At 72.6% G+C, this 12,861-nt stretch carries 13 protein-coding genes and 1 tRNA gene; 7 read left to right on the forward strand and 7 right to left on the reverse strand.

What is annotated here, in order from left to right; translation table 11 throughout:
- Positions 1-11: 11 nt before the first annotated feature.
- The gene (locus ACIQGQ_RS19065) at positions 12-521 is read right to left on the reverse strand and encodes a gluconokinase (RefSeq protein WP_366290128.1); all 510 of its coding nucleotides are present in this window, start codon (positions 519-521) and stop codon (positions 12-14) included.
- Between the two features lie 143 nt (positions 522-664).
- Here ACIQGQ_RS19065 and ACIQGQ_RS19070 point away from each other — a divergent pair, with 143 nt between their 5' ends.
- Entirely contained in the window at positions 665-1,366 is a 702-nt protein-coding gene (locus ACIQGQ_RS19070) for a FadR/GntR family transcriptional regulator (protein WP_402397230.1), read from the forward strand.
- A gap of 78 nt (positions 1,367-1,444) precedes the next feature.
- Here ACIQGQ_RS19070 and phsA read toward each other — a convergent pair whose 3' ends face one another.
- Positions 1,445-3,334: an O-aminophenol oxidase PhsA gene (gene phsA / locus ACIQGQ_RS19075; protein WP_402397233.1), complete on the reverse strand. Its 1,890-nt coding sequence runs from the start codon at positions 3,332-3,334 to the stop codon at positions 1,445-1,447.
- A 271-nt stretch (positions 3,335-3,605) separates the two neighbouring features.
- On the opposite strand from phsA, the gene ACIQGQ_RS19080 reads away from it, so the two are divergent.
- The gene (locus tag ACIQGQ_RS19080; RefSeq protein WP_402397236.1) at positions 3,606-4,691 is read left to right on the forward strand and encodes an S-(hydroxymethyl)mycothiol dehydrogenase; all 1,086 of its coding nucleotides are present in this window, start codon (positions 3,606-3,608) and stop codon (positions 4,689-4,691) included.
- A complete protein-coding gene (locus ACIQGQ_RS19085; RefSeq protein ID WP_402397239.1) occupies positions 4,691-5,320 on the forward strand; it encodes an MBL fold metallo-hydrolase in 630 nt (209 codons plus the stop codon). Before ACIQGQ_RS19080 ends, ACIQGQ_RS19085 begins: the two co-directional genes overlap by 1 nt.
- A 15-nt stretch (positions 5,321-5,335) precedes the next feature.
- Here the strand turns inward: ACIQGQ_RS19085 and ACIQGQ_RS19090 are convergent, their stop codons facing one another.
- From ACIQGQ_RS19090 to ACIQGQ_RS19105, 4 genes are all read right to left on the reverse strand, one after another.
- Entirely contained in the window at positions 5,336-6,271 is a 936-nt protein-coding gene (locus ACIQGQ_RS19090; RefSeq protein WP_385210569.1) for an RluA family pseudouridine synthase, read from the reverse strand.
- 207 nt (positions 6,272-6,478) lie between these two features.
- Complete coding sequence (locus ACIQGQ_RS19095; protein ID WP_402397242.1) at positions 6,479-7,672, reverse strand: hypothetical protein; 1,194 nt, start codon at positions 7,670-7,672, stop codon at positions 6,479-6,481.
- On the reverse strand, positions 7,669-8,736 hold the full coding sequence (locus ACIQGQ_RS19100; protein WP_402397245.1) for a hypothetical protein: 1,068 nt from the start codon (positions 8,734-8,736) through the stop codon (positions 7,669-7,671). Before ACIQGQ_RS19100 ends, ACIQGQ_RS19095 begins: the two co-directional genes overlap by 4 nt.
- Before the next feature lie 142 nt (positions 8,737-8,878).
- Positions 8,879-8,966: transfer RNA gene (locus ACIQGQ_RS19105), tRNA-Leu, on the reverse strand.
- A gap of 184 nt (positions 8,967-9,150) precedes the next feature.
- Between ACIQGQ_RS19105 and ACIQGQ_RS19110 the strand changes: the two genes are divergently transcribed.
- From ACIQGQ_RS19110 to ACIQGQ_RS19120, 3 genes are all read left to right on the forward strand, one after another.
- Positions 9,151-10,476, forward strand: coding sequence for a M20/M25/M40 family metallo-hydrolase (locus tag ACIQGQ_RS19110; protein ID WP_352279187.1), 1,326 nt, complete (start codon positions 9,151-9,153; stop codon positions 10,474-10,476).
- 164 nt (positions 10,477-10,640) lie between these two features.
- Positions 10,641-10,874: a chaplin gene (locus ACIQGQ_RS19115; protein WP_366290149.1), complete on the forward strand. Its 234-nt coding sequence runs from the start codon at positions 10,641-10,643 to the stop codon at positions 10,872-10,874.
- Positions 10,875-11,011: 137 nt separating this feature from the next.
- On the forward strand, positions 11,012-11,755 hold the full coding sequence (locus tag ACIQGQ_RS19120; RefSeq protein WP_402397250.1) for a chaplin: 744 nt from the start codon (positions 11,012-11,014) through the stop codon (positions 11,753-11,755).
- A gap of 70 nt (positions 11,756-11,825) precedes the next feature.
- Here ACIQGQ_RS19120 and ACIQGQ_RS19125 read toward each other — a convergent pair whose 3' ends face one another.
- Positions 11,826-12,014, reverse strand: a complete 189-nt coding sequence (locus ACIQGQ_RS19125; RefSeq protein WP_358863119.1) for a DUF5703 family protein — start codon at positions 12,012-12,014, stop codon at positions 11,826-11,828.
- A 47-nt stretch (positions 12,015-12,061) separates the two neighbouring features.
- Between ACIQGQ_RS19125 and ACIQGQ_RS19130 the strand changes: the two genes are divergently transcribed.
- The gene (locus tag ACIQGQ_RS19130; protein WP_402397253.1) at positions 12,062-12,715 is read left to right on the forward strand and encodes a hypothetical protein; all 654 of its coding nucleotides are present in this window, start codon (positions 12,062-12,064) and stop codon (positions 12,713-12,715) included.
- Positions 12,716-12,861 lie beyond the last annotated feature (146 nt).

Consider the following 12,861-nt stretch of genomic DNA (forward strand, 5'->3'; position numbering starts at 1 on the left):
GGTGGAGGTCCTTAGTCGTCGAGCCGGCGCAGGGCCGCGACGGCTCGCTGGGTGATTTCTTCAGGGGTGCCGGACACGTCGACGGAGACGCCGGCCTCGTCCTCCCGCAGGGGCTGCAGGGTGGCGAACTGCGAGTCGAGCAGGGCGGTGGGCATGAAATGGCCCGTACGCCCCGCCATCCGGGCCTCGATCAGCGCCCGGTCGCCGGTCAGATGGAGGAAGAGGACCCCGGGCGCCTCGGCGCGCAGCCGGTCGCGGTACGACCGCTTCAGCGCCGAGCTGCTCACCACCCCGCCGAGCCCCGCCCGGCCGTGTGCCCAGCGGCCGATCGCGTCGAGCCAGGGCCACCGGTCCGCGTCGTCCAGCGGGACGCCGGCCGACATCTTGGCGATGTTGGCCGCGGGGTGGAAGTCGTCGCCCTCCGCGTACGGAACGCCGAGTCCGGCGGCGAGCAGGGGGCCGATCGTGGTCTTGCCGGTCCCTGCAACGCCCATCACCACGACGACGTGGGGAGTGCTCATGGGGGTGCCTCGCAGTCTTCCGCGATGTCTTCCTCGACATCGGTCCGTCGCGCTACTGAAACCCATACGTACGACTTATTCAAGATGTTGTGACGTAAACGTCGTACTTTTCGTCGCCGAAGGATGCCCCGTAGGCTTTGTCCATGACCACACAGGGCCCCGGGCTCCATACCCATGTGCTGGACACCCTGGGACTGGAGATCGCCGCCGGCACGCATCCGCCGGGGGCGGTCCTGCGGACCGACGAGCTGGCCCGGCGCTTCGACGTCTCGCGCACCGTCGTGCGCGAGGTGATCCGGGTCCTGGAGTCCATGCACCTGGTCGAGTCCCGGCGCCGGGTCGGCGTGACCGTACGGCCGACCGGGGCGTGGAACGTGTACGACCCGCAGGTCATCCGGTGGCGGCTGGCCGGGGCGGACCGCCCGCGCCAGCTGCGCTCGCTGACCGTGCTGCGCTCGGCGATCGAGCCCGTGGCGGCCGGTCTCGCCGCCCGCAACGCCACCCCGGAGCAGTGCGCCGCCCTCACCGAGCGCGCCCTCGGCATGGTCGCCACCTCGCGCGGCCAGCAGCTGGAGGGCTATCTGGAGCACGACACCGCGTTCCACCGGATCGTGCTCGACGCCTCCGGCAACGAGATGTTCGCGCGCCTCGGTGACGTGGTCGCCGAGGTGCTGGCGGGCCGCACGCACCACCAGGTCATGTTCGAGGACCCCGACCCGGCCGCCGTCACCCTGCACGTCCGGCTCGCCGAAGCGGTCCGCGAGGGCGACGCGGCGGCGGCGGAGCGGCTCACCAGGGAGATCGCCGTGGGCGCCCTGCACGAACTGGACGTCCTCGCCCCCTGAGCCCCGCCCCGTACGTGCGACGGCCCCCGCGGAAGTCTCTCCGCGGGGGCCGCCGTGTGTGTGCCGGGCGTGTCCGGGTCAGCCGCCGTGTCCCTGGTGGCCGCCGCCGTGCCCGGCGCCGTGGTCGAACTTCATCGCCTCGGACGGCATCACGACGAACGGCCGCATCATGCCCATGTCCTCGTGCTCCAGCAGATGGCAGTGGTACATGAACCGCCCGTACGCCCCGTCGAACGTCCCGAGCACCTTCACCAGCTGCCCGGCGGGCACCCGGAACACGTCCTTCCAGCCGTGCTCGTTGGGGGCGGCCGGGATCTTGGTGCCGTGGTCGAACTCCACCGGGGACCGGGTCCCGCCGAGCGCCGGGTCGAAGCCGTCGAGCGTGTACGCCTCCCGGCCCATCACCTGGAAGTCGGTCAGATGGATGTGCATCGGATGGGTCGGGCCGCCCAGGTTGAGGAACGACCACTGCTCGAAGGTGCCCTCGCCGATCGTGAAGCCGAGACCGTCGTTGAAGGTCCGCGCGATCCTGCGGTACGTACGCACCGTGCCGTCCTCGCCCCGGACCTGGAGGACCCCGTCCGAGGGCACCGTCACCGTCGACGGGTCCTCGACCTCCGCCATCTCCCAGATCTCCGGATGGCCGCCGCCGCCGACCGTCCCCGGCACCGTCAGCACCACGAGCCGGTGCCCGTGCTCCACCAGGCCGTGCTCGTACCGCCGGAAGGAACCCGACAGCACCTCGGGCAGCTCGAAGGTGTCCCGCCGCCCGGTCTCCCGCACCCGGAACTCCATCACCTGCGGGAACGGCACGTTCGACGCCGGGTCGGCGACACCGGGGGCGAGCTTGCCGCGGTTGACCAGCCGGACCCGGCGGCCCGCCAGCGCCGAGAAGTCGACCAGCAGGTCCATCCGCTCGGCCGGCGCGATCGTCAACTGCGGCAGCGAGGCGTCGAAGTCGACCGGCACCGGGCGCGGCAGCAGGCCGCCGTCGCTGCCGATCTGCCGGATCACCCCCGGCACCGGGTTGTTCTCGTCGTCCACCAGCACCAGGTCGTAGATCCGCGCGTTGGACGCGTTGACCAGCCGGAAGCGGTACCAGGCGTCGTCCACGTCCAGATGCGGCCAGATCCGCCCGTTGACCGTCGTGTACGGGCCGAGGAACGGCAGCGACACCGGCTTCCCGGTCTCCGGGTGGGCCTTGGTGAGCACCGTCGTCTTGTGCAGCAGCCGCCCGTTGAGCCGGCCGTCCTCGTCGGTGTCGAGGTTGCGGTCGGCGAGGATCAGCGGCAGCTCCCGGTCGCCGGACGGCAGGCCGAGCGCGTCCTCCTCGTCGTCCCGGACCAGGTACGTGCCGACCAGCCCGGCGTACACGTTCCACCGGGTGATGTTCATCGCGTGGTCGTGGTACCACCACTGGGCGGCCTGGTGGTCGTTCGGGTACTCCGACAACTGCGCGTCGCCGAAGCCGACCGCGTTGTCCGCCCAGCCGTCGTTGCCGCCACCGGTCTGGGCGCCGTGCAGATGCGTCACCGTCCAGGCGGGCAGCGCGGCGACGTCCGGGTTCGGCTCCACCCCGTCCCGGCCGGGACTGTTGTGCGGGGCGGGCCCGCCCGGCGCGACCGGGCCGACCTCCACCGCCGTGACCGGGTACTCGCTCCCCTTCGGGACGCGGTTGGTCCACGCGATCCTGACCCGTTCGCCCCGCCGCACCTCGATGGTGGGTCCGGGCACCATGCCGTCGTACCCCCACATCAGGGTCGGCGGCAGCTGCGCGTGCAGCCGCACCCAGGTGGGTGACACGGCGATCTCGGTCTCCCGCAGCACATCGCCGCCCGGCGGGCGGAGCACCGGCGGAACGGGCAGCGCGTCGACGTACGGCACGAGCCCGCCCACCGGTGCCGCCAGCGCGGCAGGCTCGTCCCCCGATTGACTGATCTTCTCCGTGGCCTCGATGATCTCGGTCAAGGTACTTCCCCCATGATCAGTGATTCCCCTGTTGCGGGGGAGAACGACCCCTGCCCCCGCAGGTATCGGCCGAGCTCCCCCTACGTATCAAAGGACCACGGAGAATCCGGCAAGGTTCTGCATCGCGCATCATCTGACTGAAACCGGTACATCCCGCCGGGGGAGCGGCAGTCGTTTCCCGCCAACGCGGCGCGCCGCCGTGACACCCTCGCGGGGCGTACGGTTGTTCGCGTTCGATCTTCGCGAAACGACGGAAACAGGAGACCACGGTATGGCGCAGCAGGTGCAAGGGGTCATCGCACCGGGGAAGAACGAGCCGGTACGGGTCGAGACGATCGTGATCCCGGATCCCGGGCCCGGCGAGGCCGTGGTCAAGATCCAGGCATGCGGTGTCTGCCACACGGACCTCCACTACAAGCAGGGCGGCATCAACGACGAGTTCCCCTTCCTCCTCGGCCACGAGGCCGCCGGGGTCGTGGAGTCCGTCGGCGAGGGCGTCACCGACGTCGCCCCCGGCGACTTCGTCGTCCTCAACTGGCGTGCCGTGTGCGGGCAGTGCCGCGCCTGTCTGCGCGGCCGCCCCTGGTACTGCTTCGACACCCACAACGCGAAGCAGCGGATGACCCTCCTCGACGGCACGGAGCTGTCCCCGGCCCTCGGTATCGGCGCGTTCGCCGAGAAGACCCTGGTCGCCGCCGGCCAGTGCACCAAGGTCGACCCCGAGGTCTCCCCGGCCGTCGCCGGACTCCTCGGCTGCGGCGTCATGGCGGGCATCGGCGCCGCCATCAACACCGGCCAGGTCGGCCGGGGCGACTCGGTCGCCGTGATCGGCTGCGGCGGCGTCGGCGACGCGGCCATCGCCGGGGCCCGGCTGGCCGGCGCGGCGAAGATCATCGCGGTCGACATCGACGACCGGAAGCTGGCGACCGCGAAGACCATGGGCGCCACCCACACCGTCAACTCCCGCTCCACCGACCCGGTCGAGGCGATCCGCGCCCTGACCGGCGGCAACGGCGCCGATGTCGTCATCGACGCGGTCGGCCGCCCGGAGACGTACCAGCAGGCCTTCTACGCCCGTGACCTCGCCGGCACCGTCGTCCTGGTCGGCGTCCCCACCCCGGAGATGAAGCTGGAGCTCCCGCTCATCGACGTCTTCGGCCGCGGCGGCTCGCTCAAGTCCTCCTGGTACGGCGACTGCCTGCCCTCGCGCGACTTCCCGATGCTGATCGACCTGCACCAGCAGGGGCGGCTCGACCTCGGCGCCTTCGTCACCGAGACCATCGGAATCGGCGACGTCGAGCAGGCGTTCGCCCGGATGCACGACGGCGACGTGCTGCGCTCGGTGGTGATCCTCTGATGGCCGCCCGCATCGACCACCTGGTCACCTCCGGCACCTTCGCCCTCGACGGCGGCGAGTGGGAGGTCGACAACAACGTCTGGATCGTCGGCGACGACACCGAGGCGATCGTCATCGACGCCGCCCACGACGCCGCCGCCATCGAGGCCGCTCTCGGCGGCCGCACGCTGCGCGCCATCGTCTGCACCCACGCGCACAACGACCACATCGACGCCGCCCCGGCCCTCGCCGACGCGACCGGCGCCCCCGTCCTGCTGCACCCGGACGACCTGCCGCTGTGGCGGCAGACCCACCCGGACCGCACCCCGGACGGCGAACTGGCCGACGGCGGGAAGCTGGAGGTCGCCGGTACGACCCTCCAGGTCCTGCACACCCCGGGCCACGCCCCGGGCGCCGTCTGCCTCTACGCCCCCGGGCTGTCCACCGTCTTCACCGGGGACACCCTCTTCCAGGGCGGCCCCGGCGCCACCGGACGGTCCTTCTCGCACTTCCCGACCATCGTCGACTCGATCCGGGACCGGCTCCTGACGCTCCCTCCGGAGACCACTGTCCGCACCGGGCACGGCGACTCCACCACCATCGGCGCGGAGGCCCCGCACCTGGACGAGTGGATCGCCCGGGGCCACTGAGCACGTCCCCGGGGTTCACCGGTCCGGCCACGCGGAGAGCCGCAGCCCGCTCTCGAAGCGGCGCGGCCCGCCCGTGACCGGATCGGTGAACTCCAGTACCCGGGCCAGCAGTTGGAGCGGGCGCGAGAAGTCGTCCGGCGCCCCCTCCGCCTCGACCACCGGATAGACCGGGTCGTTCACCAGCGGCAGCCCCAGGGCGTTCATGTGGACCCGCAGCTGATGGGTCCGCCCGGTCGCGGGCAGCAGCCGGTAGCGGCCGAGGCCCGCCCGGTGCTCCAGCAGCTCGATCCGGCTCTCGCTGTTCGGCTCGCCGGGCTCCTCGCGGGCGGCGACGACCCCGCGCTCCTTGACGATCCGGCTGCGCACCGTGCGCGGCAGCACCAGCCCCGGATCGTACGGGGCCACCGCCTCGTACTCCTTGCGCACCCGGCGGTCCCGGAACATCGTCTGGTACGCGCCCCGCTCCCCGGGCCGCACCACGAACAGGACGAGCCCCGCCGTCAGCCGGTCCAGCCGGTGCGCGGGCTGGAGCTCCGGCAGGTCCAGCTCCCGGCGGAGCCGGGCCACCGCCGTCTCGGTGATGTGCCGGCCGCGCGGGGTCGTCGCCAGGAAGTGCGGCTTGTCGGCGACGACGAGGTGCTCGTCGCGGTGGACCACCCCGACCGGGAACGGCACCGGCTCCTCCGGCGCGAAGTCCCGGTGGAACCAGACGTACCGGCCCGGCTCGTAACGGTCACCGGCCGCGACCGGGCCCCGCAGCGACACGAACCGGCCCTCGGCGACCATGGCGTCCACCCGGGCCGCCCCGATCGCCCCCGCGAACCGCGCCACCAGATGGTCCCGCACCGTCGCCCAGGCCCCGTCCGGGTCCTCGGGCAGCCGCAGTCGGACCGGGTCGATCCCGGCCCGCTGGGGCAACGGCGCCGCCGGGGGCCGCCCGCGCCCCCTCACCGGCCCGCACCGCCCGCCGCGCCGCCCATGACTCTCCGTCCCTCGCTCCGCCGTCCCGGACCCGCAGCGTAACGCCGGACCGGGAAGCGAAGACCGTGGCCCCGGCCCGCGAACCGCCGCCCGCCGGATGGTCCGGCGCGCTCGCCGCGCGGTCGGAGCCGCCCCGCGACCGCGCACACCGGACCACCGGCACTCCGAGGACGGGCCCTACGCCTCCGGCTCGCCCACGCGCTCCGGACCGCAGCCGATCCGCTCGGCCTCGGCGGCCACGTAGCCGGGCAGCAGCCGGCCGGCGAGGTCCGCGGAGGCGTGCTCGATCCGGTCCAGCTGGTCCACCACGAAGACCACCGGCCCGGTCTGGCAGCGCGCCCGGTAGACCGCCCGGGAGCCGTCCACGCTGCCGGACCCCTTGGTGCCCTTGACCGTCCGCCCGGCCTTCAGCATCCGCGAGGCGAAGACCTCGGACAGCACCGGGTCCGTCACCGTCGTCAGCCGCACCGCCGGATCGTAGGACCCGCCCGCCTCGCAGACCCGGGCGGGCCCGCCGTCGCCACCGACCCGCGTCCGGGGCAGCTCCTTGCGGTACGCCGCGGGCAGCGTGAACCCCTCGATGCCGCAGAAGGCGTCGGCCCGGGTGTCCTGCCGCGCCACCGGGCCCGGCAGTGGGTCCGGCATCCGGTACGCGCCGGAGCACCCGAAGTCGCGGACGACCCCGTTGGCGGCCTCCACCACGGTCCGGGTCAGCGCCGCGAGGTCCTCCCGGTCGTAGTCGGTCGCACCGTCGTAACCGGCCGGGCCCATCGCGACGTCCACCACCGTGGGCCCGGTGAATTCGTGGCGCCCGACACAGCTCTGCGGCAGCGCCAGCCAGGCGCGCGAGGGCGAGACCAGGCCGGGCAGCCCCTTGCCCGGCGGCACCATGCCCGCCGTGAGGAACTCCCGGGGCCAGTCCCACTCGTCGGTGCCCCGCAGCCCGTCCAGCTGGTGCACCCGCACCGTGACCTGCCGACGGGCCCTGTCGTCCCGGTAGCTCGTGATCCGGCACTGCCCGTACATGCCGCCGTTGCCCCGCGGATCGGCCTGGAGCACCTGCTCCTCGACCTCCGTCCGGCGGTCGCCGAAGAGCCCTGACAGCGTGGTGCCGCTCAGCGAGTCCCAGCACGGGGCGGGGCCGACCAGCGGAAGCGTGTCCGTGCGCCAGGCCACCGCGCCCGCGCCGAGGAGCGCCCCGACCAGCCCGGCGGCGGTGACGGCCAGCGCCGTACGGTGCCGCAGCAGCCGCCGGAACCCCGACACCCGCTCCGGACCGCCCTCGGCGGACGCCCCCTGCCGCGCGGCCGCCGTGTCCAGGTCCTCCACCGCCGCCACCCCGTCCTCCCCGGTACCGCTCTCCTCGTTCACGCGCCCTCACCCGACCCGCAGCCGATGCGGTCGCCCACCGACGCGGCGAACCGGCTGAACACCGTCCGGTCGTCGGGCACGCCCGCCCCCTCCAGCGAGGTGCCGGGGTGCGCGTAGAAAACCGTCCGCCGCCCCGCGCAATCGGTGCGGGTCAGCCCCTCGCCGGCCCCTTCCGGAAGACCGTCGAAGAGCGCGGCCAGCCGGGGCTCGGACGTCATCACGTACTGCGCCGCCGGTTCGTCCGGCACCCCCCGCGCCCGCCACACCACCGAACACGTCTGGAGCCGGCCGTCGACCACCCCCACCTGCTGCTGGTACCCGGAGCCCTTGCCGAGCTTCACCCGCACCCCGGGGATCCGGCACAGCGGGTCCCGGGCGCCCTCGTCGTCCTCCGGGATCGTCACGACGGGCGACGAGGTGCGCAGCGGCTCGGCCGGGGCACAACCGGCCTTCCGCATACCGGTGTTGGCCAGGTCCACCAGCATCCGGACCACCTCGGACCGGGTACCGATCGAGAACGGCATGGCCACCTTGCCCAGGTGCCCGTCGCCGGTGCTCGCGCTGTAGATCGTCACGGCGGACGGCCTGCCGTCCACGTCGCACCCCTTCGGCAGCACCAGCATCGCCCGGTCGGGGGCCACCAGCCCGTCGAGCCCGTCCGGCAGCCGGGCGCCCGAGCCGCCGAAGTACGTGGCGATCCAGTCGTGGCGCTCCCCGGCCCCGGACGGGACCGGGCCGTACTCGGCGGTGACCTGTTCCTTGAAGGTGAGCGGCCCGTCGGAGTCGTCGTCCGGGACGGTGGAGCCCACCGTCACCGTGCAGCGGACGAGAGGGCCGCCGGCCGAGGGCGCGGCGGACTCGGTGGCGCTCCGCCCGGATCCGGACTTGGCGAGCCCCTCGTCGCCCAGGAAGTCCGGGCCGCTGTCCTGCTGCCACGCCCCCCAGCAGTAGCTGTCCCGGAACGGCGGACTGTCCGTCGCCCACAACCCGACCCCGGAGGCGACCACCGCCCCGAGGACCACCCCGCCCGACATCACCCAGCGCCGCCTGCGCCTGCCGTCCACCGCATGCCCCCGTCGAATACCAAGATCGCGTAAAGCGCCGATGGTACGGGGTGGCCCCTCACGCCCCGGGGGCGGACCGGGCGGCCCGAGGCGTCTCCGGGGCCGGAAAACAGAAAAACCCCAGATCAACTGGGGTTTCTGCTGGTGTCCGAGGGGGGACTTGAACCCCCACGCCCGATAAAGGGCACTAGCACCTCAAGCTAGCGCGTCTGCCATTCCGCCACCCGGACAAGGTGTCTGTCTCGCGGGCTCGTGCCCGTTCCGACGTGGAAAACAATAGCAAACATCCGGGGGTGCTCGATCACGCCCCGGACTGTGTGAAGGGCGCATGACGAGGGGTGGGTGCCCTTGGGTGTCCGGGAGCGGCGCGGGAGGATGAGGGGGAGCACCACAGCGACGGTGGAAGGAAGCAGCGTGAGCGAGACCAACACGGCTCGGGCCGGCTCCGGCGAGGACGAGGTCGTGGACCTCTGTCGTGAGCTGATCCGGATCGACACCAGCAACTACGGGGACCACTCGGGACCGGGGGAGCGGCGCGCGGCCGAGTACGTCGCGGAGAAGCTCGCCGAGGTCGGGCTGGAACCGCAGATCTTCGAGTCCCACAAGGGTCGTGCCTCGACCGTGGCGCGGATCGAGGGCGAGGACCCGTCCCGGCCCGCGCTGCTGATCCACGGCCACACCGACGTGGTCCCGGCCAATGCCCACGACTGGACGCACCACCCGTTCTCGGGCGAGGTCGCGGACGGCTGCGTGTGGGGCCGGGGCGCGGTCGACATGAAGGACATGGACGCGATGACCCTCGCGGTCGTCCGCGACCGGATGCGCAGCGGCCGCAAGCCCCCGCGCGACATCGTGCTGGCCTTCCTCGCCGACGAGGAGGCGGGCGGCACGTACGGCGCCCGCTACCTCGTCGACAAGCACCCCGGCCTCTTCGAGGGCGTCACCGAGGCGATCGGCGAGGTCGGCGGTTTCTCCTTCACGGTGAACGAGAAGCTGCGGCTCTACCTCGTGGAGACGGCCCAGAAGGGCATGCACTGGATGCGGCTGACCGTGGACGGCACCGCCGGGCACGGCTCGATGACCAACGACGACAACGCGATCACAGAGCTCTGCGAGGCGGTCGGCCGGCTCGGCCGGCACCAGTGGCCGGTCCGGGTGACCAAGACCGTGCGGTCCTTCCTGGACGAGCTGTCCGACGCGCTCGGCACCCCGCTCGACCCGGAGGACATGGAGACGACCCTCGCCAAGCTGGGCGGCATCGCCAAGATGGTCGGCGCCACGCTCCGCAACTCCGCCGCGCCCACCATGCTCGGCGCCGGCTACAAGGTGAACGTCATCCCCGGCCAGGCCACCGCCCACGTCGACGGCCGGTTCCTGCCCGGCTTCGAGGACGAGTTCCTGGCCGATCTGGACCGTATCCTCGGCCCGCGGGTGAAGCGCGAGGACGTGCACGGCGACAAGGCCCTGGAGACGAGCTTCGACGGTGCGCTCGTCGACGCGATGCAGGTCGCGCTGCAGGCCGAGGACCCGATCGCCCGTGCGGTGCCGTACATGCTCTCCGGCGGTACCGACGCCAAGTCCTTCGACGACCTCGGTATCCGCTGCTTCGGGTTCGCCCCGCTGAAGCTGCCGCCGGAGCTGGACTTCGCGGGCATGTTCCACGGCGTGGACGAGCGCGTACCGGTGGACGGTCTGCAGTTCGGTGTGCGGGTGCTCGACCGCTTCATCGACAACAGCTGACTTCCTGCCTGATTCCGCCGACTTTGCCCACCCGCAATCGTCAGCGTGTACGGATCTGACCGGAACGGGTGAAAGGGGCTGCGTGCTCGTAGCCCCATTACTTCCTCCTCGTTACAGGTGGTGCGGTCCGCGGCTGGGACCGCACTGCCAAACTAGGAGGAATCATGATCAAGAAGGTCGTCGCTGCTGCGGCTGTCACTGGTGGCCTGGTGCTCGCGGGCGCGGGCATGGCCGTCGCCGACTCCGGTGCCGAGGGTGGCGCTTTCGGCAGCCCCGGCGTCATCTCGGGCAACGTCATCCAGGTGCCCGTGCACGTCCCGCTGAACGTGTGTGGCAACACGATCAACGTGATCGGGCTGCTGAACCCCGCCTTCGGCAACACCTGCGTCAACGCCTGACGTTGTGCGTCAACCCGTAAGGGTCTGAGCCAGTTCGGCCCCGGAGTGCACTCCATGCGCTCCGGGGTCGCTGGTGCTCCGCCCCCGCACGATCGAGTCCGGGGGTATTCCGGAAGGCTAGAAGGCAGGAAACACCTATGCGACAGGTCACGCGTAAAGGCCTGATCACCGTGGCGGCCGCAGGCGGCGTACTCGCGCTGAGCGGCGGCTACGCGCACGCCGACGCGGGAGCGTCCGGCGAGGCGGCGAATTCCCCGGGGGTGGTGTCAGGGAATTCGGTGCAGATCCCGGTCCATGTACCGGTCAACCTCTGCGGCAACTCCGTGGACGTCGTGGCGCTGCTCAACCCGGCGTTCGGCAACACCTGCGGAAACGGTTCGCAGGACTCCCAGGGCAAGCACGCCTCCGGCAGCCAGGTCGACGGCGACCTGAGCCAGGCGAGCCGGCCGGGGAGCGGCAAGCACCGCGCTCCGCTCGGCGGCGGCGGTTCGACGGCCCAGGCCGTCACGGGGGGATCGCCGGGCGTGCTGTCCGGCAACACCATCTCCGCGCCCATCGACGTCCCCGTGAACGTCTGCGGGAACAGCGTCGACGTCGTCGGTCTGCTCAACCCCACCTTCGGCAACGACTGCCGGAACGACTCGGAGGCCGTCCCGCCGCCGGTCGCACCGCCGGTCCACCCGCCGGTCACCCCGGTCACCGAGCACAAGCCTCCGGTTCCGGAGAAGCCGCCGGTTCCCGAGGTGCCCGGGAAGCCGACCGCGCCGCAGCTCGCCCACACCGGGGCGGGCGGGCTCGACCTGCTGGTCCCGGCGAGCGCGGGACTGCTGCTCGCGGGCGCCGGCGCGGTGCTCTACCGCCGCGCGAGGCTCTCCGCCTAGGCCGGGAAGCCGGGCGGCGACGCCGTTACGAAGGAAAGGGGCGGGTCCGCGGCTGCGGGCCCGCCCCGACTCACCAGGTGGCCCGGATCTGGCGGATGATCCTGCGACGGAGCCGCACCCTGCGGCTGCCGTCGCGACGCAGCGTCAGCCGGTCCAACTCCCAGTGACCGTACTCGGCATGGTCGGTCAACAGGCGGGCCGTCTCCTTCCGGGAGACCCCGCGTGGCACGTACACATCGACAAATTCGTATTCCGGCATCGCATCTATTGTGCGGGCAGAGCCCGTGTACGGATAGCGTCTGCACTATGTCTGATGCTGCGCAGCCCACGGCTGCCGAGGTACGCGCCGCCGCCGAGGCGGTCAAAGCCGCGCTCGACCACCACCTCGCGGCCGTCGAACGCCGGACCGGCGACGACGACGCGGCCGTCTACGACGCGTTCAACGCACTGGCCGCTGCCGCCGAGTTCTACGACGAACTGCTCTACGACCGCTACGACGAAGTCACCCCCTTCGAGATCCCGGGTGCGGACGATTCGCTGCCGCCGTACACCGGCCCCGAGGAGCCGAACGCTCTCAGCGTGATGATCCGGCGCGACTACGCGGTGGTGGAGCCGCCGAGGCTGCTCGCACAGGCGCAGCGGATCGCCGATGCCGACCGGGACGGCGGGGGGACCGCCGCGGTGGTCGGCTCCAGCGTCCACGCGGCGCTCGGGGTGCTCTTCGGGGAGTACGAACCGGACGAGATCGCCTCCCGGCACACGGAATTCGGCCTGGAGGAAGGCGATTCCACGCTCTGGGTCACGGCCGCCGAGGAACTGCCCGAGGCGGGGGAGTGGCTCGGCTCGCCCTTCGACGACGCCGACCCGCAGCTGGTGGTCTGCCGCTTCGACGTCAGCGCCGTCTTCGACGAGGACGACGACGAACCGGACGGGGAACAGGTCCGCCCGACCCGGGTCTGACCCGCCCGTCGATAGGGGGCCGTCGGGGGGGGGGGGGGCCCGGGGCCCGGGCCCCCCCCCCCCCCCCCCCCCCCCGGGGGCGGGGGGGGGGCGGGGGGGGGCCCCCCGGGCCCCCCCCCGGGGGCCCGGGACCGGCCCCCGCGGCC

The organism is Streptomyces sp. NPDC092952 (genome assembly GCF_044754785.1).
Taxonomy (GTDB): Bacteria; Actinomycetota; Actinomycetes; order Streptomycetales; family Streptomycetaceae; genus Streptomyces.

Coding starts and splice junctions, on each gene's coding strand:
- ACIQGQ_RS19065 (WP_366290128.1), bottom strand. CDS start 521: ATGAGCACTCCCCACGTCGTCGTGGTGATGGGCGTTGCAGGGACCGGC.
- ACIQGQ_RS19070 (WP_402397230.1), top strand. CDS start 665: ATGACCACACAGGGCCCCGGGCTCCATACCCATGTGCTGGACACCCTG.
- ACIQGQ_RS19080 (WP_402397236.1), top strand. CDS start 3,606: ATGGCGCAGCAGGTGCAAGGGGTCATCGCACCGGGGAAGAACGAGCCG.
- ACIQGQ_RS19085 (WP_402397239.1), top strand. CDS start 4,691: ATGGCCGCCCGCATCGACCACCTGGTCACCTCCGGCACCTTCGCCCTC.
- ACIQGQ_RS19115 (WP_366290149.1), top strand. CDS start 10,641: ATGATCAAGAAGGTCGTCGCTGCTGCGGCTGTCACTGGTGGCCTGGTG.
- ACIQGQ_RS19120 (WP_402397250.1), top strand. CDS start 11,012: ATGCGACAGGTCACGCGTAAAGGCCTGATCACCGTGGCGGCCGCAGGC.
- ACIQGQ_RS19125 (WP_358863119.1), bottom strand. CDS start 12,014: ATGCCGGAATACGAATTTGTCGATGTGTACGTGCCACGCGGGGTCTCC.
- ACIQGQ_RS19130 (WP_402397253.1), top strand. CDS start 12,062: ATGTCTGATGCTGCGCAGCCCACGGCTGCCGAGGTACGCGCCGCCGCC.